Raw genomic sequence first — 24,634 nt, 5'->3', positions numbered from 1 at the left:
TTAATTATTAATTTTTGATAAAAAAGAGCCGCTAAAAACTGCTTTTGTTAGTGGCTAGACTTTTGTTTTTTTTATTCTTTCTCTTCTAATAAGGGCATTAATATATTTATAGAGTTTAATGATGTGCTAGCTTCTAATAAGCTAAAAACACCTTTACTTTGTGCGTATTCTGTACATTTAATTAAAAATGTAAGTGCTTCTTTTTGCTCTTTATCCATTACTCATCTAAATTAAAGTTGTTATAATGTTTCCTGAGTCATCGATACTAATACGGTATTGTTTTGTACCATCAGGAGTTGTTAATACCATGCCTCTAGATGGCATGGTACTTACATAATCTCCTTGCGTTGTAACCTCCTGAGTTCCTGGACCGCCTAAAACAACTTGATTTGATTTTGATGCTTTTGCTCTAGCTCCTAAAACAGTTGTATTATTAAATACTTCTTGAAACTCAAAGGTATGAGTACCTGTTGAGTTTGTCCCTGACAATTCAAAATTAAAAGCTTCAATAGTATCACTATCTATAATTTTATATTGCTGTATTCCAGAGCCTGTAAACCCATTAATATTAGCACCACTTGTCTTTTTATATTTAAGTAGGATAACTTTATTGTTTGGACCTAAATTATGACTAGGAAGTGTAATTCTGTTTGTAGCAATATTTACATCCGTATTGCTAAAAGATTTTCTTTGAAGATATAAACCATTAAAACTATCAGCTGCTCCTGCTCCAACTGCTGTATTATATGTACCTTCATTAAACCTTAATGTATAATAACCTACTCCAGTATTGTGATCAGAAGTATTAAAAGACAAAGAAGTAGTCCCTACTCCAACATTATAACTACCATTATTATATCTTAAAGTGTTATCTCCAAAACCTGTTAATTCAAGACCATGTGCCTCTTCTAAAGATTTAAAGCCAAAACCTAAAGCTGAACTTACAGGCACGTAAGAAAAACCATTCCATATAGATTTAATATTTCTAAAGATAGGTCTGTTAGAGTCATCTAATAAATATGTTTCATACTTTGCTTTATTAGGTCTGATTATTTCTTTTCCAACTTTTAATATATGTTCTCCTAAGTCCACATCCTGTGTAGCTCCCGTATATGGTACTAGGTTGCTTGTATCACCATTTATTATAGGTCTATCTGGATCTGTATTATCAATAAGAATATTAGCTCCTGACTGATACTCAGGCACCTGTTTATCAGAAGCTACACTTACCTCTCCTGTTTCATCAATTACAAACCTTCGGTTTGCTTCTCCTTCGGGTTGTTTTGCATCGATATAACTATCAATTAAATCGGAATACTGTTCTTGAGTAGGTTTATCGCCTGTTTCAAAAAACTGTTTTAATGTTTCTTTGTTTTGTTTCATTTTTGTTCTTTTTTATCGTTTTTAATTTTTTTTGATAAAAAAGAGACGCTAAAAAGAGTGTTAGCGACTAAACTTTTTCTTTGTCGTTGTTTTTTTGTTTTTTGGTTGTTTGCTCTAAGGTACTTTGCATACCCGCTTGTTTTAACAAACTGTGCAATGCTTTAAAGGGGTTTACTCCATAAATTTTGTTGTAGTTTTCTAAAATTGACTTAGTTTCGGTAATAGCTATAAATCCTGCTATTATTTTTAAAAAAGGAACTTCATTTACAATGTGTTTTTCTAAAAAATAAGCTGATATTATTACCAAGTTATAAATAACAAACTTAGAAATGGTATGTCCAATTCGTTCGCTTTTTATAGGTATTTGTAATTTTAAAGAGGCATAGGCTCCTGTAATAAAATCAACTACGATTAGTAACATCATGGTAGTTAACACTCCATTTAAAGGCGACAGTAAAGCAAGCAACCAAAAAATGAAATGCGAAAATTTATCCATTCTTTTTTAGTTTTCTAAAGTCTAATACCCTGTTTTTAGGATATGCTTTAATGCTTACACTATTTCCTTGATTACCTCCTAATAGGTATACATATCGTTTGGTTTCTTTAATTAAGAACCCAACATGTCCTTTCCAGCTATTAGGGTTTTCTCTCCATAAAACTACCACATCTCCTGGTTCTGGATTTGTAGTAGAATCTCCTACCGACAACCAACTACGCGCTGTTAATTGGTTAGTGTGTTCATAACCTGCTTTTTTGGCTACCCAATTTGCAAAGGCACTACACCAAGCGGTTTCATCTTTAAATTTTCCTCCATCAAAACCTAATGAAGTAAAATAGTTTACAATTTGAGGATGATCTTTTGAGCCTTTCACCTCTTTGACTCCGTATTGCGATAACGCTACTGATATTAAATTATTCATACAAATGTTTAATTTTTTAAAAGCGTTTGCAGACAAAACTTGTAAGTTGTTGATTCTTTTTCTTTTTTCTAGACCTGAAAGGGGTTAATCATAACTTTTTTTCGTTTCTGCTTACATTAAAGATTAATAAATAACAATGAACTGTTAGAAAAGCAAGACAAATATACAACATATTACAACTAAAAACAAAACAAATTACAAATATTTTGCATTATGTTTTAATTTAGGGTATTCTTGAAAATTCCCTATAACTTTTTACATAAAAAAAACCACCTAAAATTTAGGCGGTTTTTAACTTTTTAACTTCTAATTATTTTTCCCAAGGTCTATTTGTTGGCTTATCATCTGTTAGTAAACCATACTCTTCATTTTCCATAAACTTTTTAAAGTTCATTAAATAATCATAAACTTCCTCATTTGTAAATTTTAACTTTCCTCTTACAGGAGCATCCTCCATTATAGATTCAAAGCTAAAATCTTTATTTTCTTCAGCCCATTGTAGGGATTCAAAAATTTCAACCCTCGTATTTTTATCGTAAATGTCTTTAAATTTTTTCGCCATCTTTTTATTCATTTGAATCTGCCCAACTTCTTCTATTTTATATAGATAAAAAATAGGGGTCATTAAATGCGCTTTTATTCTTCTCATAATTAATATTCGTCTTTTAAATTAATTTTAATGTTATATTCTTTTTCTAAGAGTTCAATAAACTGCATATTTAGCTTATATGTTGGCTCATAGTGACCACTAGAAATATTCACTTCTTTGATTTCACCAGCAATAACCTTAATTTCACCAGCAGCACAAACAGGTTTTCCTGCTAAAAAACTCGAGTGGTGAAAATACTTTGGCTCATAAAAATTAGACAAATAAATAGTCCCGTCCCTATCCATAACAAATATGGCCTTTTGAGAATTAAAACTTAGCGTGCCCGCTTCAAGAGTATCTATTAATTGTCCTTTTTGATTATATAGTTTTCCTTCCTTTATCAATACTTTATACTCTATTCGTTCTATATCGTCCAGATATTTTACCGAATAAGGCCAAGACCAACGCTCTACAATATCTGTTGACTCCTCCCCAAGATACTTTTTCCTAATTGACTGACTTTTAAAATTGTACTTCTTAATCTTTCTTAACCTGACTTTTAACTCATCCAAATACTTTTTAACTATATCGCCTGACTTATCTTTAGTTTTCGTAAACAGTTCTTTTAAAAACTCTTCTGCTTGTTTTTCAGTTAAATTTTCTCCTATAATTTTCCCATCATACAAAAACGAATATAATCCATCTTCATTTTTAACCATAGTTACCCCAAGGCCATTTAACTTTTTCCAAGCATTCCTTCTTACAATATCAAAAAAGGTTTTTCCTAAAGCTGTAATTGGGTCTACAAACGTATAGGCAACATTATCTATAAGTAATGCTTTTGCCTCTAACTTTACAAAAAACTCACCTAACCATTTTCTTAGTGTTTTAAGGTGTTCTTATAAAAGAAAAAAGCACTCGTTTATAACGAGTGCTTCATAACTAAATTAATAAGGTTCTTCTTTCCATTCTTTGACATCAGGATGCCACTCTTTAGTATCGGAATAATCTTCCATAATTACTTTTTCTACACCTGTTTTAAAATCTTCTGACATTAGTGTTGGAAAATCTCCAACCATATATACCCTTCCTTCCGAATCACATTCCAGTGATGCAGAATCTAAATGATAATCTGCTAAAGGAAAAGTAATAATATTGCCATAATACCTTGGATTATCTAAGCTCTCTTCTATTTCATAAAACCCTGAAGAAACAACTGTAAAATCTAGAATTCCTTTTGCAAATTCAGTATCAGTCTCTACTTTTAAATCTCCATATTCATATAAAAATTCTTTTAAAAACTCAGGATACTCATTAAATCTTGATACTTTATCAAAAACCTCTCTTACATTTCTCCCCTCATACCAACCTGCTTTCTTAAATAATTCTTGTACTTCTTTTTTAAATTTCATAATCTTTATTTTAAAAAACTTCTCTAATATTAAAATATTCTAATAACGGGTTACATGAGTCACAAGCACTCTTGTGTAATCCGTGTGCTAACTTACTCTTAGGTGAGTTATGAACTCTTTTAGCTTTTGATATTACATCTGCAAAAGCTACTCTAGCTTGTTCTATCGATATACTATTTTTCTTAATTCCTAATGATTTTTCTACCTGAAATAACCATTCAGAAATATTAACTGGCTCAGCACACCTCCCATGGTTTTTCCTTCTGTAAATTTTTGGATACTCTTTCTTTACTATAATCTCCAACCACTCGTCAACTAGCTTATGTCTATTATTTCTTATTTCTTTTTTTCTCAACCCTTTTGATGAGTAACTTACTATAGTCTTCATTTTCCCATTAATTGTTCCCTCTAATATTGCCGCAGCTCCAGGCCTATTATCTATTGGGATTTGCAAAGCTTCATCAACAAACGCATCAAGTCTTATAAGTCCTTGTTTACTTATCTTGATAGACTTTTTAGCTTTTTCTAAAACCCTATCAATAAATTTATGTTGTTTCTTTTCTTCTATTCTATCTAGAAGTTTTGAAAACTCATCTATTTCTTTTTTTGTTCCCCTGAAAAGCTCTTTACCATCTTTTACTAAAGCATATAGATTTTCTCCAACAGGCACTGGAACACCACTCGCCAATACAGGTTGCTGTGGCACTTTTTTAATAGCTACATCAAACTTTTCAAAAAGTGTATAAATATCATCCCTAAAAGTTCTCGTTACCTTAGACAACCCTTCAAAAAACTCATCAATCCATTTTTTTAGTGTTTTAAGGTGTTTTGGAATGTTTTTTATAAAGTCTGCAATAATAGTACCTAACTTTACAAATGTATCGATACCAAATTGTACAGTATTCCCTAACGCTTTTGCTGCTTTTTTAGGTATTTCTGCTAACGTTTTATAAGATCGTAACGTTTCTTTTAACGCTTTAGCAATCGTTCCTGTTCCTCCTGTTAAAAAGAAGGTAGCTACCTCTGAAGCTACAAAACCAACAAAGAAACCAATATAATACCCTAAGGCCCCTGGGTCTATTTTTACTTTTATACCTGAGGTTAAAAACCTAAATACAATTTTTACAGCATACGCTGGCATACTAGCTATAAAACCGAAAATAGCTTTTAAATTCTCAAGCGTAAACAGCGCTACAAAACCATCAATAAGGTTTTCAAAACTCTCTGCAAACAAACTTAGGTAACTAGCAGGATTTTCAAAGAACTCGGTGCTTTGTATGGCTGCGTTTAGCACATCAAAGAGCATTGCTAAAATATCAATAAACGATTTAACAAACTCTATAATACTGTTAATTAATCCTACTAACAATCCATTGATATATTCGTATAAATCCAACAAATGGTTTGATACGCTATCAAAAAAGTCTTGTAGCTGTTTAGGAATAGCATCCAACACCTCTATTGCCTTACTAATATCAAACGGAATCAGTTTTGCAAATCGTCCTTTTTTAAGCAGTAATTTTGCTATTGAAGTGGCTTGTGTAGCTGCTGGTTGTATATAGGTTTTATAAACGTCGTTGCTAAACTTTTCTACATCAAACAAATTACCTTCTCCTCGTAATTTAGGTAATAACGGATTGTATTTAGACCCGGATTCATCTTTAAAAGCCGTATTCCACCGTTCTTCTCCTAACTTTAATTTGTTTACTTCTTTACTTGCGTTTTTTAACCCACCTGATATATCTGTAAAAACATCTTTGGTAGACCATCGTATGATTCTTCCTCCTTTCAGTAGCTTTTTAGTAACCAACAAATAAAACACACTATCTTCCTCTGCTAATTCTTCTTTGATCATTTCAGAAAGGTCATTGGTTTGTACCTGAACTCCAAAAGCTTTTGCTACTTTAGAAAGAGTTAACCTATCTACCTCTGGTAAAGTTTTTACATTTTTTCCTTTATGAATTCTGAATACCGTACCAAAAGCATTCGTGCCTCCACCAGATTCTATAAACACCACTATTTGATGTGTATTTACTTTGGTAATATTTTGGTACGCTCTTTCTAGTTTTGCTCCGTTATCTGAAACAAATACCGTAATAAACGCATCGTATTCAATGCTGACTTCTTCTTTCTGTTTTGACTTTGAGCTGTTTTGAATCTCAAAAAAAGCATCATCTTTAAGGATGTCTCCCCAAAGCTTTATATAAAACTTTTCGTTTATTTTATAATAGGCAATTTCTCCAAAACTAAAGTCAAAATACGACTTTATAAACGCTGTGTTTTCTGGACTTATATCGTAATCAAAATCATTTAAAATTTCACCTACTGGTTGTGGATTTTCTTGCAAAAAAAAATCTCCATATTCTCCAGATAATGTACTATTGATATGTAAAAACCACTTATTGGGATGTTGTACTCCTTTTTCTATTTCTACATATATATTGGGACTTGGAACTGCGGTTTCTTTTATTTTTTGTTGCTGAACATCTGAAAACACTACCAAATCTTTAAAATTGGTTTTGTGTTTAAAATGTTTGCTTCCATATTCATGAGCATGCATATTTTTTATTTTTTATAATTAATAAAAAACAAACCTCACCCTGCTCTTCTCTTTTAAAGCAAAGAGAAGAGTATTAGAAATGTTATTACGAGCTATACTTGGCAATCCTTTAAGTTTAAAACTCTTGATACATAGATTGCTTCATTTTTTTCGCAATGACGTAAAAAAATATAGGGTGAGGTTTGTGACTGTGTGTATAGAAAAATGTTTGTTAAACAAACATTTTTACTGCACTTATGCTACATTGTTGGTCTCGCCTACAATATCGTAATCTACACCATCAGGTCCCTGTCCTATCTTATAAGTACTTACATCAAATAAGCCTTGACCTTCACAATTTGGATTACACGGTAAACCTCCTTCGTTTAATACTACAGAATCTGCTTGTAACACGGTTAAGGTTGTTGGTACACGAGTTTCCCAAGTACCTTCTACTTCACCTTCAATAGTTTGCATTTCTTCGGCAATAGAAACGTATAAATCGTTGTCCATATCGGTAACCATTCCTTGCCCAAACCAAGCTTCTCCTGTTTTCATATACCAGTTTACCATTTCTTCAAAACCTGGACGCACAGGCACTACTGATCTTGCCATACCACTTTGTAAAAAGGCTTGAAAAATAGGATCGCTACCTTCATTATACTCAAAATTGGCATCCCAGTTAGCTTTAGCTCCATAGAAATACGGATAAAAAGTATACGCCATAATTTCCCAATCAAAAGCTTGCTCGAAAAATTTTACCGTTTCAGCGTGTTCCTGGAACTTTTCTTTATCATCTATTCCTCCTTTCAATTCTTTAGAAGAGTTTGCTTTATAATGATCTCCTGTCGTTTCAACCTCATGAGGTTTAGCCATTAAATCAATGGCAATGCGTTTTAACTCACGCTTTTCTATACTACGATTGATTTGAGAGTTTAATTCCTTTGGCTTGTTTTTTGTAGCTTCATTAGCCATAAAATTATTATACTCTAACAAACGTTCTTGATAAGCGAGAAGAATAGCTTCATATGTTTCATTTTGCCATTTTTGGTAAGCTTCATCAGTTCTTTTACAATGAATAGTCACATTAAAACTCCCTGAATGTATCTCCCAAGCACGGTATGAAAACGGTACAGAATCTACATAATTATCTGAAAAGTCATAGTCAGCAGTTTTAATTGAACTGTTTCCTACTACCTTTTTTAAAGAATCTCCTAACCCAATAGTCAATGATGTATATTTATTAACTTTATGAGTAATAGCCCAATACACTGTCCCTTTAAATGCAGCATAATCTCTTGGTACTTTTATCTCATTCGAGGAAAACCCTGTAGATTCATAGTTCTTGTCATCCTTTTTAAAAGACTTACCTATTTTTATGTTATTTTCAATAGGCGCATTAACATTCGCTCCATAAATAGACGATATTCTTTGATAATTATTTTCATTTATATCTCTTGCATTACCAACTCCACCATTAATCAAATCTTTAGGGTGTACTGGTTTTTTAGGAATAATTAACCCTTCTTTTGTTATCTCATCTCCACCATTCTTTTTTATATATGATTCAATATAAAACTTAGCTGGTTCTGGTAACGCAAATTCATACATCAAGCGTTTTCCATAATTGACTAATTTGTTTTTGTATACCTTATCCACCCAACGATATACACCCGTAACATGCTTATCTCCTTTACGGTTATCAAATCCATGGGTGTTATTTTCCTCAAACTCACGTAACATTCGAGACGTACGCTTAGTACTCACTTTTTGTACCACTCGCTCTAAAGCTCTTTCGGTAACCTCTTGTGCATAGGTTTGTGCCTGTGAATTTGAGTTAGATATTGAGCTATTAGAAGAAGTATTGTAATTTACACCTAAACTTAATCCAAAACCGGAATAACTGGCATTTGCTCCAAAGCTAGTAGACTTATCTTTATTAATTACAGAAGATACTTCTTTTTGTAATTCATTGCGCTCAGTAGAAGTGGTATCGGTTAGGTTTTCTACTTCTTTTTCCGAGCTTTGTTCGGATGTTTTTTCTGACACATTTAAGTTTCTAGTAGAGCGCTCTTTGTATTCACGAGCCATGATGTTTTCAATATGCGAAACTTCACCTGGTACATAACAACAAACTTCTTGTTCTACCCGTCTAAAATCAGCAATTCCTAATTGAGAAACTCCATACAACACCGTATTTTCAGCTTCTGATTCCGTTATTGGTTCTCCTTCTTCTACGACTCTTGTCGCTATCCCTGAATAACTTCCTGTAAAATCAGTATTGTTAATCATTCTTTGTAATTGGAATTCAAAATCTCCTCCAATAAATTCCAAATCAATAAAAAGTGAAGTATTAAAACTTAACATTACGCCATTACTCAACGTTAATTCTCCGGAAAATATGTGCTTACCAAAAGTTAACAACTCCCCATTTGGAAAAAAATGTAAGTTTAATAAATCTCCTATTTGAGAAAGTTTTCTAACACTTGTCCCTGTAATAGTTTCTCCTGAGTCTCTTTTTAATTCGTAAGTAGCATTAGTTACGTAAGCATTGGTATAACCTACATTAATGCTCATAGAAATGGCATCTCTATCGTAAGCCAAAGCTGGTACCAATTTTCCAGAAAAAGAATACAATGGAACACTTTGCATGGCATTGTAGGTTACAGCAGTACCAGCTACATTAATCTTTTGTGTTTCTTCAGGTGTTCTGTCGTACACAAATTGATTATCTCTTTTTATTTTTTCCCTTAGCAATGGTTTTACCTCATTAAAACTATCATAAGACTCCATTTCTTTTAAGTTTAAAACATCTAAGGTTGTGGTAGAAAATGAACTAGTAGTTTCATCTCTATCAATTTCTGTAGCGTTTTCAAACTCAAATTTTGGCAACTGTAAATTAGGATAAACCGTTATTTCTTTCGAGAACCCCTCTTCATTAATAATTCGCTGAACTTCAGGTACTGCTTCTTGTTGTAATTGCTCAATAGTTGCATCGTATACCTTCAACTCTGTTTCATAACGCAGACTTTCTGTTTTTTTATACGTAGTTTCTGCTTGTTCTAATTCTCTTAAAGTAGCCTCGTACTGTTGAATTCTATCTTTTGCCAGTGCTACATCTAGTTGTGATTGCATATAATCTTGAGAAGCTTTAGATACCGTAGGAGTCGTATACGAAAACTTGTTTTGTGCAGCAAGCATTACTTCTTTTGGTACAATAACACTTGCATTCGCTAAACGTATAAATTCTTTTTCATTTTCTTCTGTAAAAACAATTTCCCCCTCTATACCTTCTGTAAAACTATTCGTAAAAGCATTAAACGCTTTTAAAAACTTATTGGCAACCAACATTTGAATCAATCCTTCTCTAACAGCTATTGACTCCTTGTCTATCGTTTGATGAAATAAATTTTCCCATAATACAAACTCCTCATTTATTGCAAGCTCTTGTGCTCCGCTTAAATTTGCTTCAATACTAGCATAAGACAATACTGACTTGTTACGCATTAACCAGCCTGAAAACTGATACAACTCTGGATGTAAATTTTTAATTTCTACCCTACTCACTATGGGTGTAAAATCAACGGTATTATTATATGCTCCTTTTAACGCCGTTGTTCTTTCTGCATCACTAGTTACATTTTCTACCGACTTAAAGGCTAAACTCTCTGCTTTTTTTTCTTCCGGAAAGGAAACAAATCCAGTTTCTTTGTCTTCAATTAATTGTGGACTACGTAATGTTACAAACCTAAATAGGTTTGATTTGATTGGTTTTTTACTCATTTTTATAAAATTTAATTAATTTTTTAATCAAGCTCAAAAAGAGCCCTGTTTAGTTGCTTTTCTAACAGTTCTTTTTTTCTTGATTTTGGTTTTATTCAAAAAAATGTTTGAATAAACGAGTATAGATTTCAAAAAAGTGAAGAAAATCAAGTTGAAATCTTAAAAACACAATCGCTAAAACCACACAAATGTTTGATTATTACAATTTTTTTGTATATTAGCAATTCATTAACGAGGCAAATATAAAACATATTACATATTTAAACAAACAAAAGTTTAATTATTTTTGCAATATGTAAAAACATAAAATGTTATGGGAATTTCCGAAAAAATAGCAGCAATTAGAGATGCTTTTAACTTAAATAACTTTTCTTTTTCAAAAAAAATAGGTGTTACTGGAACCACTATAGATAGCATTATTAATGGGAGGCCTCAATCTGACGGTAGTAGAAAAAAAACAAAACCTGGTTACGATGTTCTTACTTCTATTATTAATGAATTCAACATTAATCCTGATTATTTATTTGGAAAAAGTGATATAATGCTAAAAACAGAACCTACAAATATTCAAACATATTCTGGAGTTCCTCAGGTTGTTTCTGTGAATTCTTCAGGTAATGAAAACGTGGTTTATGTTCCTATACAAGCAAGAGCTGGTTATTTAAATGGTTATGGAGATTCAAATTATATAGAACAACTTCCTTCTTTTAATATGCCTCATCTTAACAATGGCTCCTTTCGTTGTTTTGAAGTACAAGGAAACTCTATGGTGCGTACTTTTTTTGATGGAGATTTAGTTTTTGGAAAGTATGTTGAGAATTTACATGATATTAAAGATGGTCGTGTATATGTAATTGTAAGTAAAAATGATGGTATTGTTTTAAAACGTGTAATTAATAGAATAGAAGAAAGAGGAAAACTTATCTTAAAAAGTGATAACAAAGATGGAAACTACCCTACCTACACTATAAATGCTGAGGAAATTATGGAAGTTTGGTATGTAACTATGTTTGCCTCTAAACAAATGCCTGAACCTGTTGATGTTTATGATAGATTACACGATTTAGAAAGTAAAATTGTTGAATTAGAAGAGCAAATTAGCAGTAAAAATTAATTTTTATGCTTAAAAAACTGCTTTTTTTAGTTCTTTTACTCCCTTTTTACACCTCTGCCCAATCCAACTGGCAACAATTTAAAAAACTACAAGGAGCTCAAAAAACATGGGTACTACTCCACCCTTTTAAAGCTAAAAAAGCTTTTATTGTTTCACGTGAAGCATCAAGAGTAAGTGACTCTTTAAGAGCTTCTCCCCTACTAGACGGGGATTACGCAGGTGGACAAGTAGATGCTTTTCGTCACGCTTTTTGGATGGCTTTATTACAACAAGAAATTGGAGAAAATGCTGCTCGTTCACTTGGTAAAGCTCACGAAAAAGACAACTACAAAACATACAAAGACAGAAAGTTAGAAGATGGTGTTATTCCTGATAAGATTTCCTCAAAAATGGATTTATTTAATAATGAGGTTGGCTTAACTTTATCAAAAAAGGGTAACAACCTTCCAAAAAATGGATTAATCTACAGAGTAATCAATGCTATACACCAAGGAAAGTTAAAAATTATAAAGAAAGATAAAAACAGTAATTTTCTAACTTGTAATAATGAGGTTATTCCTAAAAAAAGGCTTTTTGGTAAATGGGAAAATAGTAAATGTTTGGTTAGTTCTAATTATAATAGATAAATGCAAAAAGTATATGTAATTTCAGGTACCATGTGTACGGTAGATTTATGGCAATATGTTTTTCCTAAACTAAAAAATATACTTCCAGTACATATCGATATAACTCCAGCAACTTCTTTTGAAGAAATTAATCAGATTATACTAAATCATATTGAAGAACCTGCTACAATTATTGGGTTTTCTTTAGGTGGGTTTTCTGCTATGAACTTTAGTGTTCATTATCCTGAAAAAGTAAAAAAATTAGTTATAGTTGCTGCCAATACTGATGGATTGAGTGATTCAGAAATTCAACTAAGAAAAAGCACTATTGACTTTTTAGAAAAGCACACCTACAAAGGAATATCTCAAGCAAGAATTCAACAGTTTTTACACCCAGATAATCACCGTAATTCCGAAATTATTTCTGTTATTAAAAAAATGGATGCCGATTTAGGAAAAGACGTACTACTTCGTCAGTTAAAAGCAACTTCAACTAGATTAAATATTTCACAAGAAGTTTTAAATTTAAACATCCCTATCTTTTTTATTGCTGCCGAAAACGATGCGCTTATCAACCCAAAAAAACTAAAAGAGTTTGCCAATAAAACTGAAAGAGGAACATATATAATGATTAAGAACTGCGGTCATATGATTCCGTTAGAAAAACCAAAGGAACTTACTCATATATTAAATTTGGTTTGATTCTTAGCCTTTAAACAATTTGATATCTTAGAAAGAAAATCGATTAATTACACAAAGTTACCAAAAAAATATAATTAACTTTGTTTTGATTGACATCAATATACGCTCTAATTTAAATGAAAAAAATAATTCTCACATTTGTTCTTTGCAACTTTTATCATATAATAAATGCACAGGAAATTAGTTTGAAAGTAAAATCTTGTAAAATAATTACTCAATCTGATTTCAAAGGAAAAGACTCAGAACTAAATGGTAAGTACATATCAGGAACATTTGAAATAATGAATAAATCAAATGATACTTTAATATTTCCTAATATGCTGAGACTTAATGATTGGTCAAATAATCATATTGATAAATTATACTTTTACAAAATAAAAAAACCTTATTTCTTAATAGAAATAGAAGAGAAAATAGTTGGAAAAAATGAGCAAGAAATAATCTCACATGAGATTATTTCTAATGAATTAGAAATGTTAACTGAAGAAGTTGAGGCATTTACTACAAATTTAAATAATTCATACAACGGTGATAAACTAAATATGGATTATTCTACAAAAGCAATATATCCAAATGAAAAGGAAACATTTTATTTTTTAAAAAAAACATATAATTCAAACTTTGAAATAAATATAAAAATAACTTACAACACTCTCTTTTTAGACAAAAAAAAGTTAAAAAAAGAGTCTCAACAAAGAAAAAAATCAGTTGAAAAAGAAAGAAATATATTGAAAAAAGAAATTAAAAGTCTTGAGGATACTATTTCTAAATATTCTACAAAGTCAATTAAAGGAAGAGTTACATCCTATTCAATAAAAGTAAAGCCTGGTACAAAAGAATATAAGGAATATATAAAAGCATTTGATAGAAAAGGCAGATTAGAAAGTTTTGGAAACTATGAGGAAGAAAGTATTATCAATCACTTAGAGAATTTAATTAAAATCACTCCTTTAAAACTAATCTCTGAAAAATATACTCAAAAAATAGAATAACTTTTGCCAACTATAGTGTATAAAAACATAACTTATACGTTTTAAATCAAAAGGGTTGTCCTTACATGCATAGACCTCCAAAGAAACCCTCTATTTAAACCCATTCTAAATATTTAACAAAACAATTCGTAAAGTTTGTTCAAGTACTATCATCCTCTTAAATTTGTGCTATTATTTAATCAACAAACAAAATAATGAGCGGATTACTAAAATCTTCTATCGGAAGAAAATTTGCCATGGCACTTTCGGCATTCTTCCTGATGTTTTTCTTATTACAACATTTTGCAATTAACATTACTTCGATTTTTCCAGATAACGGAGCTACATTTAACAAATTGTCGCACTTTATGGGAACAAATACGTTAGTTCAATATGTAATGCAACCAATTTTAATATTTGGTGTAGTATTTCACTTTGTAATGGGATTCATCTTAGAAATTAAAAACAAAAGTGCTCGTAAGGTTAGCTATGCTAAAAATAATGGAGCTGCAAACTCTACTTGGATGAGTAGAAACATGATTTACAGTGGTGCTGCTATTTTAGCGTTTATTGTATTACACTTTATTGATTTTTGGTTTCCAGAAATCAACACCAAATTTATTCAAGGTGACTGGAGTGGTTTACACGATGGTGAGTTTAGATACTTCCACGAACTACAACACAAGTTTTTAAGCCCAATTAGAGTTGGTGCTTATGTAATTGCTTTTGTTTTCTTAGCATTACACTTATTACACGGATTTAATTCTGCTTTCCAATCTGTGGGAGCAAATAATAAATATACTAAAGGATTGAAAACTTTTGGTAAGCTTTACGCAATCTTAATTCCGTTAGGATTCGTAATTATTGCATTATTTCATCATTTCAATCACTAATACGCAACAAGTATGGCAACTTTAGATTCAAAAATTCCAAAAGGTCCATTAAAAGATAAATGGACAACTTATAAAGATAAAATTGACTTGGTAAACCCTGCTAACAAACGTTTAATTGACGTTATTGTAGTGGGCACTGGTTTAGCGGGTGGTTCTGCTTCTGCAACGTTAGCAGAATTAGGATATAACGTTAAAGCTTTTGCTTACCAAGATTCACCTCGTCGTGCACACTCTATTGCAGCACAAGGTGGTATTAACGCAGCAAAAAACTATCAAGGTGATGGTGATTCTTTTTACCGTTTATTTTATGATACAGTAAAAGGTGGAGATTACCGTTCTCGTGAAGCAAACGTTTATCGTTTAGCTGAGGTTTCTGCAAATATTATTGATCAATGTGTTGCTCAAGGAGTTCCTTTTGCACGTGATTATGGTGGTCAATTAGATAACCGTTCGTTTGGTGGGGTATTAGTATCTCGTACTTTCTATGCGAAAGGACAAACTGGTCAGCAGTTATTATTAGGAGCATATTCTGCAATGAACCGTCAAATTGCTCGTGGTAAGATTGAAATGTTCAATCGCCATGAAATGTTAGATTTGGTAATTGTTGATGGAAAAGCTCGTGGTATTATAGCTCGTAACTTAGTTACTGGTGAAATTGAGCGTCACTCTGCACATGCAGTAGTAATTGCTTCTGGTGGATATGGAAATGTATATTTCTTATCAACCAACGCAATGGGATCTAACGCTACAGCTGCTTGGAAAGTTCACAAAAAAGGAGCATTCTTTGCGAATCCTTGTTACACGCAAATTCACCCAACTTGTATTCCTCGTTCGGGAGACTATCAGTCTAAACTAACCCTAATGTCTGAATCGTTACGTAACGATGGTCGTATTTGGGTTCCTAAGAAAATGGAAGATGTATTAGCTATTAGAGAAGGAAAATTAAAACCAACTCAAATTGCTGAAGAAGATAGAGATTACTACTTAGAAAGAAGATATCCTGCCTTTGGTAACTTAGTACCTCGAGATGTGGCTTCTCGTGCTGCAAAAGAGCGTTGTGATGCTGGTTATGGTGTAAATGCTACTGGTGAAGCTGTTTACTTAGATTTTAAATCAGCTATTGAGCGTTATGGTAAAGAGCAATGTAAATTACATGGAATTAAAAACCCTTCACAAGAGAAAATTATTGCTGAAGGTGAAAAAATAGTAGAAGCTAAGTACGGGAACTTATTCCAAATGTATGAAAAGATTGTAGATGACAATCCATACAAAACACCAATGATGATTTATCCTGCAACTCACTACACCATGGGTGGAATTTGGGTAGATTATAACTTAATGACTACTATTGATGGTTGTTATGCTATTGGTGAAGCAAACTTCTCTGATCACGGTGCTAACCGTTTAGGAGCTTCTGCATTAATGCAAGGTTTGGCTGACGGATACTTTGTGTTACCTTACACAATTGGTGATTATTTATCTAACGATATCCGTACAGGTAAAATTTCAACTGAAACTAAAGAATTTGAAGAAGCTGAAAAAGCGGTTAAAGATCGTATTGATTTCTTTATTAACAATAAAGGAGAGCATTCTGTAGATTACTACCACAAGAAATTAGGAAAAATTATGTGGGAAAAATGTGGAATGGCACGTAACGAACAAGGTTTAAAAGAAGCGATGGCTGAAATTAAAGCGTTACGTGAAGATTTCTGGAAGAATGTAACAGTTCCCGGAGGTGCAAATGAAATGAACCCAGAATTAGAAAAAGCAGGAAGAGTTGCTGATTTCTTAGAGTTAGGAGAGTTATTTGCTAAAGATGCCTTAAACAGAACTGAGTCTTGTGGAGGACACTTTAGAGAAGAGTCTGTTGAATTAGACGGACCTCAAAAAGGAGAAGCAAAACGTGATGATGCAAACTTTGCTTACGTTTCTGCTTGGGAGTATAAAGGAGAACCAGCTGATGCTGTATTACACAAAGAAAAATTAGAGTTTAACGATATTGAACTAAAACAACGTTCATACAAATAAGAAAAGAGATATGAGTAACATGAATCTTACGCTAAAAATTTGGAGACAAAAAGGAGCGAACGATAAAGGGAAAATGGTCGAATATAAGGTGACCGATATTTCCGAGCATATGTCTTTCTTAGAAATGATGGACGTATTAAACGAACAATTAGTTAATGCTGGTGAAGAGCCTGTAGCATTTGACCACGACTGTCGTGAAGGAATTTGCGGTATGTGTTCTATGTACATTAATGGTGAAGCACACGGACCAGATCGTGGAGTAACTACATGTCAGTTGCACATGCGTATGTTTAACGATGGAGATACTATTACAATTGAACCATTTAGAGCTGCTGCTTTTCCAGTAATTAAAGATTTAGTGGTTGATAGAGGTTCTTTTGAAAGAATTCAACAAGCAGGCGGTTATATTTCAGTAAACACATCAGGAAACACCACAGATGCGAATGCTATCTTGGTTCCTAAAGAAAATGCTGATAAAGCCATGGATGCTGCCACATGTATTGGTTGTGGTGCTTGTGTTGCTACTTGTAAAAACTCATCTGCCATGTTATTTGTTGGAGCAAAAGTATCTCAATATGCTTTATTACCTCAAGGACAGGTTGAAGCGACTGAGCGTGTTAAAAACATGGTTGCTCAAATGGATTTAGAAGGTTTTGGTAACTGTACTAATACTGGAGCTTGTGAAATTGAATGCCCGAAAGGAATTTCTTTAGAAAACATTGCTCGTATGAACTCAGAGTTCTTAAAAGCTAGCTTTAAAGGATAAAATAAAACACCTATACATAAAAAAACCGAGGCTAATGCTTCGGTTTTTTTATACCTTCTTTTATACTTAATATTTACACACTTATGCCTTTTTTAAATTTAAAGAAATGAAAAGCATATACATTTGTCTCCGATGATTACAATATGGTAATCCGGGGGGGCTATCTATTACTAAATCAATCATATCTCCAATTAGAGATAAAAAGCCTGAGCTTATAAACTCAGGCTTTTAAATTATTAAACTCTATCTTTTTCTTTCTCTTTTTCAACATGCCCTTTTATTTTTAACATTTTTCTAGATGCTTTAGCATTCGATATAATCGTAATGGCTTTTGAAAACCCTCCTACTCTTCTTGTATCATATGATACTTCTATTTGCCCTTTTTCACCTGGCATAATTGGTTTTTCTGGTTTTTTAGGAACTGTACACCCACAAGTGGATTTAATATCTTTTATAATCAACGGTTCAGTACCAATATTTGTAAACTCAAACACACGAACCCCATCAGCGCCTTGTTTAATTTTTCCGTAATCGATTGATGCTGTTTCAAATTGAAACTCTTGAGCGTTTGCCATGATTGCCATTAATCCTACAATTACACATAATACAGTATTTCTCATTTTTAATATTTTTAGTTAGTAATAAATATTTTATTTCTTCGAATTTATCTTAATATATCCCCATAAAAAAACTAATCGTATACACTACTTTAAAACATGTACAAACAACTTATAACATGTTATTGATACAAAGAAAAATGTCGTTGGTACTTTCTGCTTTGATTACAGCTTATATTTTGTTTACTTTGAAATACACAATGAGCCTTTTAAAAAAACATAGCGCTGAAATTCTAATCCACCTACTTTTTTGGGCTTTATTTATCTTTATCTCTCTTTTTGTATTTACCCAGTATTACTGGGCAGAAAACCCTTTTTTACAGTACTTTTTTATTCTTATCATTATCGTGTATACTAACAATCAACTATTGTTACCGCTATTCGTTAAAAAGAAATGGTATGTGTTATACGGAATTGCTTTTGTTCTTATTTCTGTTTTAGCAACTCAACTATACTGTAATGTTTTTGCACGTTGTGGATGTTCCATTATGAAGTGTTTAAGCGATTATTTATGGCAAACTCTAGTCCCTCTATTATTTTTCTCTTTTATATGGATGTTGTTTAAGTTTTTAGACGGACAAGAAAAATTAGCACAAACAACCCAAGAACGAACAGAAATGGAATTGAAATTTTTAAAATCACAAATAAATCCGCATGTGCTCTTAAATAATTTAAACACGATTTACGCGTATTCTATTGACAAACCTAACCAAACCCCTGATTTAATCTTAAAACTCTCAGAAAACCTTAAACATGTCTTATATGAGACAATTTCTGAAAAGGTTTCTCTTGAAAAAGAACTACTTTTCATACAAAACTATATCGATTTTCAAAAAATTCGAACTGAAGGAGTGAAAGAAATTGATTACCATTATAAAACTGATAGTAATCAATACCAAATTGCTCCACTCCTTTTAATTACCATTATTGAAAATGCTTTTAAACATAGCATTGCACATAGTAAGATTGGTATTTTTATCAACGTTACTAACCATCAATTACATTTAATAAGTAGTAATCAATTCAATATAAACACAAATAAAAATACCAAAGCCATTGGCTTAGAAAACTTAAAAAAGAGATTGCTATTAATTTATCCAGATAATCATTCTCTTTACATTCATCAAAAAGGAGATGTTTTTACTGTAGAACTGAAAATAGATCAATTATGAAATGTATAATTATTGAAGATGAGTTGCCTGCGCAAGCTATTTTGAAAAAGTATATCGGTAAAATTCCAGATACTGAAATTGTACATGCTTTTCAAACAGCAATAGAAGCTAATGAGTTTTTAAAAAATAATACTGTTGATGTTATTTTTCTAGATATTAATTTACCTGATATTTCTGGGTTAGACTTTATAAAAACAGTTAAAAACCCTCCTAAAATAGTTATTACAACGGCTTACCCTGATTATGCAGTGAGTAGTTTTGAGTTAGAAACAATTGTTGATTATTTGGTAAAACCCTTTTCTTTTGATCGCTTTTTAAAAGCAATTAGTAAAGTAGAAAGTCAATTATTAAAATCAAAAACTTCAGAAAAAGAAGCTACTTATTTGAATATAGATAAAATTATACATAAAGTATATCTAGCCGATATTTTATACTTAGAATCTGATCGAAACTATGTGCATTTTATCACCTCATCAAAAAAATTGACGATTATAGATTCATTAAAAAACTGGAAGGAAACTCTAAATTCAAACAAATTTGTACAAATACACAAATCATATATTGTAAATTTAGAAAAGATTGAAAAATATACAGGAACTTTTCTTTATGTAGAAAACATCAAAATTCCTATTGGTAGAACTTATAAAAATAACCTATTGACTCTTTTAAAAATTAAGAATCAATAGGTTATTGGGACTACTCCCAAGTATTTTCAGCTGCATCACCATTCCAAATAACCGTAGCTAAATACGGATTATCAATAAACGGATTTCTATTTCCTTGCGCATTAGCAACTGCGTTGTTACGTTGTATCTCTAAATCAGATACAGGATCTTCAGCATTCCATTGTAACAATAAAGTAACCATATTGCTATCAGAAGCTGTAACAGAACCGACAGCTACATTCTTTGGTAAACATCTATCTCCATATCGCAAGTACATATACATCATCATACGAGCGACATCTCCTTTCCATTCATTACCAGGGTACCAGTTCCCTGAAACGTCTCCGGCATTCCCTGTACCTGCAGCAAATAATTTATTCCCTCTTTGAGAATTAAAAGTTACATCTGAAGGCCTTAAATGATGCGCATCTGCCCCTGGACCTGAAGTTCCTAAATTTGGATTTCCTAATGACTTAGGGTATACATGCTCTCTATTCCAATCTCCTGTATTTCCTCCATTGGCATCTTTACTACGAGTTCTATCTGTTACATAATTACCATCTGTATCGTCATGACCATAAATTAAAACTACTTTGCTATTATCGTTAGGGTCTAAGTCTGATTGTTTTAATACATTCCAAACATCTGGCGTATAATCTAAGAAGGTAGTATGACTATTAATAATTTCAGTAGCTAAAACATCTTTTAAAGAACTTCCTGTTAAGGTAAAGTCTACATCTTTATAATATTCTGATAATTCAGAAGGGATATTAAAACTTCCTGAATTACCTTCTGAACCAGAAGTGTCTTCTTTTACGCTGATAGTTACTATGGCAGTTGAACAATTACTTGGCGTAATTGTACTGCAAATGGTATACTTAAAAGAATCTGTGCCTACAAAATCTTGTGCTGGCGTGTATATAAAAGCATTATTGTTCCTAACTATAGTTCCATTTCTTGCAGAACTAGTCTCAAACGTTACTTTTACATTTCCCGAAGTATAAGTGTCATTCTCTAAAAAACTAGCCAATACATTCTCTTTATTTTCTTCAGCCTCAAAGGAATCATCAACAGCTACTACTTTGTCTTCTGTTGGTACAACATCACTATCACTTCCTCCACAATTAATAAACAACATTAAAATTGTTATTATTCCTATTATTTTCTTCATGATTCTATCTTAAATAATTAGTCTTTTTTATGTTTATCATGCACTTTGGTAGGTACATTATCATTCCATACTGTTAAAATATCTGTCGCTACACTTGCTCCACTTCCTGCTGCAATTGCAAACTGACTTCTCCACCCAGCTAAGGTTCCGCAAACATATAACCCTTCTTTTATTAAGTGGTTGAAATTACGTAACTGAATTCTATCTTTCATAGCATTTGCTCTAATATGACGCTCTACATATTGTTCTAAACCAGCTATTTCAAAAGGCTTTGAATAGTTTAGGGCTATAACAACTTTTTTACTGTAATATTCATTTTTATTAGTGATTATCTTATATCCATTTTCATCATCCAAAACAGCTATCACTTTTTCATTTTCAATTTGAGATACTTCTGGGTATAAATTTTTTAACTGATTTCTACCGCTTTCTAGAATATCTTTTCCTAAAGTTTCTGGAGCTAAGCCTAAAACATTATTAAAGAGAGCATCTTGTAGGTGAGAAGAACGCTGATGCATTATAATTCCAACTGTTTTTCCTTTTGCATATTCTTTAGTAAGTGCAGAACCTAAAACTAAAGCGCATTGCATACCTGATACTCCTCCTCCAACAATAAGTACATCAAAAACCATAGTTAAGCTACTAACATTTTAAAGTTAGCCGCAAATAATTTAACTGCTATAGCTAACAAGATTACACCAAATATTTTTCTTATAATTTTTATTCCGTTTGGTCCAATTACTTTTTCAATTTTTCTGGACGTTTTTAACACAATATAAATTACAATTACATTTAATAAAACGGCTACAATAATATTTTCAAGGTTAAATTCCGCACGTAATGAAAGTAGTGTTGTTAAGCTACCAGGACCTGCTATTAATGGGAAAGCTAAAGGAAAAACAGTTGCACTTAATGCTTCCTCATCATCTTCTTTATAAAGAGTAATTCCTAATATCATTTCTAATGCTAGGAAAAACAAGATAAAAGCACCTGCTACCGCAAATGAGTGTACATCTATACCTATTAAATTTAATAGTCTCTGTCCTAAGAATAAAAACAAAATCATAATAAATCCTGCTATTACAGAAGCTTTTTCTGATTGAATGTGTCCTACTTTTTTACGTAAATCAATAATGATAGGAATGTTTCCAACAATATCAATTACCGCAAATAATACCATAAAGGCTGTGAAGATTTCTTTGAAGTTAAAGTCCATAGTTGCTATATTTTCGCGTGCAAAATTATATAAGTAATGTTACAATCTAGTATTTTTGCATTTAAATTTACAAGAAGTTAATATAAACTTCCCAATATTAAAGACATTTTATGTTTCAATTAGGAAAAACCATCGTTTCAGAAGACCTTATAGAAAAAGAGTTTGTTTGTAACTTATCTGCATGTAAAGGGGCTTGTTGTATAGATGGCGATGCGGGAGCACCCCTTGAAAAAGAGGAAACAATAATTTTAGAAGAAATATATCCAAAAATTAAACCTTTTTTACGAAAAGAAGGAATTGAAGCTATTGAAAAACAAGGTACTTGGATTACTAGTGATTTTGGTGAACTGGAAACTCCTTTAATTAATGATGCCGATTGTGCTTATGTTATTTTTGATGATAAAGGCACTGCCTTATGTGCCATTGAAGAAGCATATAACCAAGGTATTGTAGATTGGAAAAAACCTGTTTCTTGCCATTTGTATCCTGTTCGTGTAAAGGATTATAGTGAATTTGCTGCCGTAAACTACCACAAATGGGAAATTTGCGACGATGCTTGTTCTTTAGGTAAAGAATTACAAGTTCCTGTATACAAATTTGTAAAACAAGCTTTAATTAGAAAGTTTGGCCAAAACTGGTATGATGAACTTGAAAAAACAGCAGAAAAATATTTAAAAAAATAAGATAAAAAACGACGCTAAATAGCGTCGTTTTTTATCTTATTAGTATATATACTTAACTAATATTTCCCATTATTTTTCTGTGTAAACGAATAGCATATCCATCAGATAAACCTGCAACATAGCTTGAAATTTGCATAATTCTATCATATAAGCTTTCTTTATCTTGTTGATATTCCTGTGGAATTAGATTAAGTACTAACTTATCATAATTAGATTGTTTATCATCAAATTTATTATTTAAAGCAGTTACAAAAACATCTAGAAGATCTGCTATGATTTTATATCCTGCAACTTCTTTTTCAACAACCTCTTTACTTCTGTAAATTTTATCAACACTTAATTTAATAATATCATTAATCTGAGCTTCATATTTACATTTATCTAATAACCCTTTATCAAAGGTTCCATTTAAAATAGCTTTTTCATTATCTAAAAAGATGGCTACTGCTTCATTAATTAATACTCCTATGGCTAAGGCACGTAAATAACTTACACGATCTTTAGTATGCTGTAATGAATGGTATTTTTTACTATCAATCGTATCTTTTACCAACTTAATCATATATTCTAAGGCATAATCTTCTTCAATTAAACCTAGATTGATTCCATCTTCAAAATCGATAATTGTATAACAAATATCATCAGCTGCTTCAACTAAGTATGCTAATGGGTGACGATAATAAGAAACTCCTTCAGATTCTTTTTTCAATAACCCTAAATCTTGCACAACATCTAAAAAAGCATCTTTTTCTGATTGAAAAAAGCCATATTTCTTATCTACTATATGCTTAGTAGGCTTCTTCGGTAAACTCTCTTTAGGATACTTTAAAAAAGCTCCTAGCGTTGCATATGATAAACGTAACCCTCCTTGAATTCCTTCTCTATTTTCTGTAAGAATTTTAAACCCATTAGCATTTCCTTCAAAATCTATTAAATCTTGATATTCTAAATCGGTTAATTGGTCTTTATACTGAAGTCCTTTTCCTGTTTTAAAATATTCTCCAATGGCTTTCTCTCCTGAATGTCCGAATGGTGGATTCCCAATATCGTGCATTACTGATGCCGCGGCTACAATCGCTCCAAAATCATTAAAAGTGTATCCTAGTTCTTTTAATTTTGGGTGGCGCTCTAGTAATTCTTTACCTACTCTTCGTCCCAACGTGCGCCCTACAACTGATACTTCTAAACTATGCGTTAAACGTGTATGAACAAAATCGGTTTTTGATAATGGAATTACTTGTGTTTTATCTTGCAAACTACGAAAAGCCGATGAAAATATAATTCTATCAAAATCTACCTCAAAACCTAAACGAGTTTCATCTTGTTTTGCACGTTCACGTTTTTGGGTATCACCAAAACGTTTTAAAGAAAGGAGTTGTTCCCAGTTCATCATTCGTAAATAAAA

The 24,634-nt window shown here is 31.8% G+C and carries 24 protein-coding genes; 10 read left to right on the top strand and 14 right to left on the bottom strand.

The genetic code is table 11. The features are described 5' to 3' along the window. Positions 1-71: 71 nt before the first annotated feature. From ACXIHB_RS10830 to ACXIHB_RS10790, 9 genes are all read right to left on the bottom strand, one after another. A complete protein-coding gene (locus ACXIHB_RS10830) occupies positions 72-218 on the bottom strand; it encodes a hypothetical protein (RefSeq protein WP_462098237.1) in 147 nt (48 codons plus the stop codon). A 7-nt stretch (positions 219-225) separates the two neighbouring features. After that, the gene (locus ACXIHB_RS10825) at positions 226-1,383 is read right to left on the bottom strand and encodes a hypothetical protein (protein WP_462098236.1); all 1,158 of its coding nucleotides are present in this window, start codon (positions 1,381-1,383) and stop codon (positions 226-228) included. A gap of 67 nt (positions 1,384-1,450) precedes the next feature. Continuing rightward, on the bottom strand, positions 1,451-1,879 hold the full coding sequence (locus ACXIHB_RS10820) for a phage holin family protein (RefSeq protein ID WP_462098235.1): 429 nt from the start codon (positions 1,877-1,879) through the stop codon (positions 1,451-1,453). Beyond that, complete coding sequence (locus ACXIHB_RS10815) at positions 1,872-2,303, bottom strand: TIGR02594 family protein (protein ID WP_047788115.1); 432 nt, start codon at positions 2,301-2,303, stop codon at positions 1,872-1,874. Before ACXIHB_RS10815 ends, ACXIHB_RS10820 begins: the two co-directional genes overlap by 8 nt. A gap of 310 nt (positions 2,304-2,613) precedes the next feature. Further along, complete coding sequence (locus ACXIHB_RS10810; RefSeq protein ID WP_462098234.1) at positions 2,614-2,952, bottom strand: hypothetical protein; 339 nt, start codon at positions 2,950-2,952, stop codon at positions 2,614-2,616. Between the two features lie 2 nt (positions 2,953-2,954). Then, positions 2,955-3,611 (bottom strand): hypothetical protein, encoded by a 657-nt coding sequence (locus ACXIHB_RS10805; RefSeq protein ID WP_462098233.1) that lies wholly within the window; start codon positions 3,609-3,611, stop codon positions 2,955-2,957. Between the two features lie 228 nt (positions 3,612-3,839). Further along, the gene (locus ACXIHB_RS10800) at positions 3,840-4,304 is read right to left on the bottom strand and encodes an SUKH-3 domain-containing protein (RefSeq protein WP_462098232.1); all 465 of its coding nucleotides are present in this window, start codon (positions 4,302-4,304) and stop codon (positions 3,840-3,842) included. Positions 4,305-4,314: 10 nt separating this feature from the next. Further along, positions 4,315-6,864, bottom strand: a complete 2,550-nt coding sequence (locus ACXIHB_RS10795; protein ID WP_462098231.1) for a YwqJ-related putative deaminase — start codon at positions 6,862-6,864, stop codon at positions 4,315-4,317. Positions 6,865-7,098: 234 nt separating this feature from the next. Further along, complete coding sequence (locus ACXIHB_RS10790) at positions 7,099-10,626, bottom strand: hypothetical protein (protein WP_462098230.1); 3,528 nt, start codon at positions 10,624-10,626, stop codon at positions 7,099-7,101. A gap of 313 nt (positions 10,627-10,939) precedes the next feature. Here ACXIHB_RS10790 and ACXIHB_RS10785 point away from each other — a divergent pair, with 313 nt between their 5' ends. The 7 genes from ACXIHB_RS10785 (at position 10,940) to ACXIHB_RS10755 (ending at position 17,705) form a co-directional block, all read left to right on the top strand. Continuing rightward, the gene (locus tag ACXIHB_RS10785) at positions 10,940-11,740 is read left to right on the top strand and encodes a S24 family peptidase (RefSeq protein WP_462098229.1); all 801 of its coding nucleotides are present in this window, start codon (positions 10,940-10,942) and stop codon (positions 11,738-11,740) included. Positions 11,741-11,745: 5 nt separating this feature from the next. Next, the gene (locus ACXIHB_RS10780; protein WP_281979499.1) at positions 11,746-12,366 is read left to right on the top strand and encodes a DUF6973 domain-containing protein; all 621 of its coding nucleotides are present in this window, start codon (positions 11,746-11,748) and stop codon (positions 12,364-12,366) included. After that, positions 12,367-13,047, top strand: coding sequence for an alpha/beta fold hydrolase (locus tag ACXIHB_RS10775; RefSeq protein ID WP_462098228.1), 681 nt, complete (start codon positions 12,367-12,369; stop codon positions 13,045-13,047). Between the two features lie 116 nt (positions 13,048-13,163). Then, on the top strand, positions 13,164-14,039 hold the full coding sequence (locus ACXIHB_RS10770) for a hypothetical protein (protein WP_462098227.1): 876 nt from the start codon (positions 13,164-13,166) through the stop codon (positions 14,037-14,039). A 194-nt stretch (positions 14,040-14,233) separates the two neighbouring features. Beyond that, positions 14,234-14,911 (top strand): succinate dehydrogenase cytochrome b subunit, encoded by a 678-nt coding sequence (locus ACXIHB_RS10765; protein ID WP_125066374.1) that lies wholly within the window; start codon positions 14,234-14,236, stop codon positions 14,909-14,911. 12 nt (positions 14,912-14,923) lie between these two features. Further along, complete coding sequence (locus ACXIHB_RS10760; RefSeq protein WP_159610641.1) at positions 14,924-16,939, top strand: fumarate reductase/succinate dehydrogenase flavoprotein subunit; 2,016 nt, start codon at positions 14,924-14,926, stop codon at positions 16,937-16,939. Between the two features lie 10 nt (positions 16,940-16,949). Beyond that, complete coding sequence (locus ACXIHB_RS10755; RefSeq protein WP_047788102.1) at positions 16,950-17,705, top strand: succinate dehydrogenase/fumarate reductase iron-sulfur subunit; 756 nt, start codon at positions 16,950-16,952, stop codon at positions 17,703-17,705. A 236-nt stretch (positions 17,706-17,941) separates the two neighbouring features. Here the strand turns inward: ACXIHB_RS10755 and ACXIHB_RS10750 are convergent, their stop codons facing one another. Next, positions 17,942-18,325: a DUF1573 domain-containing protein gene (locus ACXIHB_RS10750; protein ID WP_125066371.1), complete on the bottom strand. Its 384-nt coding sequence runs from the start codon at positions 18,323-18,325 to the stop codon at positions 17,942-17,944. A gap of 365 nt (positions 18,326-18,690) precedes the next feature. Here ACXIHB_RS10750 and ACXIHB_RS10745 point away from each other — a divergent pair, with 365 nt between their 5' ends. Both ACXIHB_RS10745 and ACXIHB_RS10740 read left to right on the top strand, forming a co-directional pair. Beyond that, on the top strand, positions 18,691-19,494 hold the full coding sequence (locus ACXIHB_RS10745; protein ID WP_462098226.1) for a sensor histidine kinase: 804 nt from the start codon (positions 18,691-18,693) through the stop codon (positions 19,492-19,494). Next, positions 19,491-20,180, top strand: coding sequence for a LytR/AlgR family response regulator transcription factor (locus ACXIHB_RS10740; RefSeq protein ID WP_462098225.1), 690 nt, complete (start codon positions 19,491-19,493; stop codon positions 20,178-20,180). The genes ACXIHB_RS10745 and ACXIHB_RS10740 overlap by 4 nt, the downstream gene beginning before the upstream one ends. A 10-nt stretch (positions 20,181-20,190) precedes the next feature. On the opposite strand, the gene ACXIHB_RS10735 is transcribed toward ACXIHB_RS10740, so the two are convergent. Genes ACXIHB_RS10735 through ACXIHB_RS10725 form a run of 3 tightly spaced genes read right to left on the bottom strand, consistent with a single transcriptional unit; the run spans position 20,191 to position 22,546 of the window. Beyond that, positions 20,191-21,330: an endonuclease gene (locus tag ACXIHB_RS10735; RefSeq protein WP_462098224.1), complete on the bottom strand. Its 1,140-nt coding sequence runs from the start codon at positions 21,328-21,330 to the stop codon at positions 20,191-20,193. A gap of 17 nt (positions 21,331-21,347) precedes the next feature. Further along, positions 21,348-21,962: an FAD-dependent oxidoreductase gene (locus ACXIHB_RS10730; RefSeq protein WP_159610635.1), complete on the bottom strand. Its 615-nt coding sequence runs from the start codon at positions 21,960-21,962 to the stop codon at positions 21,348-21,350. Between the two features lie 2 nt (positions 21,963-21,964). Then, complete coding sequence (locus ACXIHB_RS10725) at positions 21,965-22,546, bottom strand: MarC family protein (protein ID WP_047788084.1); 582 nt, start codon at positions 22,544-22,546, stop codon at positions 21,965-21,967. Positions 22,547-22,656: 110 nt separating this feature from the next. On the opposite strand from ACXIHB_RS10725, the gene ACXIHB_RS10720 reads away from it, so the two are divergent. Beyond that, complete coding sequence (locus tag ACXIHB_RS10720; protein WP_047788085.1) at positions 22,657-23,229, top strand: DUF3109 family protein; 573 nt, start codon at positions 22,657-22,659, stop codon at positions 23,227-23,229. 52 nt (positions 23,230-23,281) lie between these two features. Here ACXIHB_RS10720 and ACXIHB_RS10715 read toward each other — a convergent pair whose 3' ends face one another. Beyond that, positions 23,282-24,619, bottom strand: coding sequence for a deoxyguanosinetriphosphate triphosphohydrolase (locus ACXIHB_RS10715; protein WP_073182733.1), 1,338 nt, complete (start codon positions 24,617-24,619; stop codon positions 23,282-23,284). Positions 24,620-24,634: the final 15 nt, after the last annotated feature.

It is taken from the genome of Tenacibaculum sp. IMCC1, assembly GCF_054906355.1.
The sequence above is the reverse complement of the archived record's forward strand: the minus strand, read 5'-3'. Positions and strand labels throughout refer to the sequence as shown.

What these genes read in the sequence shown, in the direction of transcription:
- ACXIHB_RS10810 (WP_462098234.1), bottom strand. Translation starts at nt 2,952, where the DNA reads ATGAGAAGAATAAAAGCGCATTTAATGACCCCTATTTTTTATCTATAT.
- ACXIHB_RS10750 (WP_125066371.1), bottom strand. Translation starts at nt 18,325, where the DNA reads ATGAGAAATACTGTATTATGTGTAATTGTAGGATTAATGGCAATCATG.
- ACXIHB_RS10770 (WP_462098227.1), top strand. Translation starts at nt 13,164, where the DNA reads ATGAAAAAAATAATTCTCACATTTGTTCTTTGCAACTTTTATCATATA.
- ACXIHB_RS10720 (WP_047788085.1), top strand. Translation starts at nt 22,657, where the DNA reads ATGTTTCAATTAGGAAAAACCATCGTTTCAGAAGACCTTATAGAAAAA.
- ACXIHB_RS10735 (WP_462098224.1), bottom strand. Translation starts at nt 21,330, where the DNA reads ATGAAGAAAATAATAGGAATAATAACAATTTTAATGTTGTTTATTAAT.
- ACXIHB_RS10725 (WP_047788084.1), bottom strand. Translation starts at nt 22,546, where the DNA reads ATGGACTTTAACTTCAAAGAAATCTTCACAGCCTTTATGGTATTATTT.
- ACXIHB_RS10755 (WP_047788102.1), top strand. Translation starts at nt 16,950, where the DNA reads ATGAGTAACATGAATCTTACGCTAAAAATTTGGAGACAAAAAGGAGCG.
- ACXIHB_RS10775 (WP_462098228.1), top strand. Translation starts at nt 12,367, where the DNA reads ATGCAAAAAGTATATGTAATTTCAGGTACCATGTGTACGGTAGATTTA.
- ACXIHB_RS10795 (WP_462098231.1), bottom strand. Translation starts at nt 6,864, where the DNA reads ATGCATGCTCATGAATATGGAAGCAAACATTTTAAACACAAAACCAAT.
- ACXIHB_RS10765 (WP_125066374.1), top strand. Translation starts at nt 14,234, where the DNA reads ATGAGCGGATTACTAAAATCTTCTATCGGAAGAAAATTTGCCATGGCA.
- ACXIHB_RS10830 (WP_462098237.1), bottom strand. Translation starts at nt 218, where the DNA reads ATGGATAAAGAGCAAAAAGAAGCACTTACATTTTTAATTAAATGTACA.
- ACXIHB_RS10790 (WP_462098230.1), bottom strand. Translation starts at nt 10,626, where the DNA reads ATGAGTAAAAAACCAATCAAATCAAACCTATTTAGGTTTGTAACATTA.
- ACXIHB_RS10740 (WP_462098225.1), top strand. Translation starts at nt 19,491, where the DNA reads ATGAAATGTATAATTATTGAAGATGAGTTGCCTGCGCAAGCTATTTTG.
- ACXIHB_RS10730 (WP_159610635.1), bottom strand. Translation starts at nt 21,962, where the DNA reads ATGGTTTTTGATGTACTTATTGTTGGAGGAGGAGTATCAGGTATGCAA.
- ACXIHB_RS10825 (WP_462098236.1), bottom strand. Translation starts at nt 1,383, where the DNA reads ATGAAACAAAACAAAGAAACATTAAAACAGTTTTTTGAAACAGGCGAT.
- ACXIHB_RS10715 (WP_073182733.1), bottom strand. Translation starts at nt 24,619, where the DNA reads ATGAACTGGGAACAACTCCTTTCTTTAAAACGTTTTGGTGATACCCAA.
- ACXIHB_RS10800 (WP_462098232.1), bottom strand. Translation starts at nt 4,304, where the DNA reads ATGAAATTTAAAAAAGAAGTACAAGAATTATTTAAGAAAGCAGGTTGG.
- ACXIHB_RS10805 (WP_462098233.1), bottom strand. Translation starts at nt 3,611, where the DNA reads ATGGTTAAAAATGAAGATGGATTATATTCGTTTTTGTATGATGGGAAA.
- ACXIHB_RS10785 (WP_462098229.1), top strand. Translation starts at nt 10,940, where the DNA reads ATGGGAATTTCCGAAAAAATAGCAGCAATTAGAGATGCTTTTAACTTA.
- ACXIHB_RS10760 (WP_159610641.1), top strand. Translation starts at nt 14,924, where the DNA reads ATGGCAACTTTAGATTCAAAAATTCCAAAAGGTCCATTAAAAGATAAA.
- ACXIHB_RS10815 (WP_047788115.1), bottom strand. Translation starts at nt 2,303, where the DNA reads ATGAATAATTTAATATCAGTAGCGTTATCGCAATACGGAGTCAAAGAG.
- ACXIHB_RS10820 (WP_462098235.1), bottom strand. Translation starts at nt 1,879, where the DNA reads ATGGATAAATTTTCGCATTTCATTTTTTGGTTGCTTGCTTTACTGTCG.
- ACXIHB_RS10780 (WP_281979499.1), top strand. Translation starts at nt 11,746, where the DNA reads ATGCTTAAAAAACTGCTTTTTTTAGTTCTTTTACTCCCTTTTTACACC.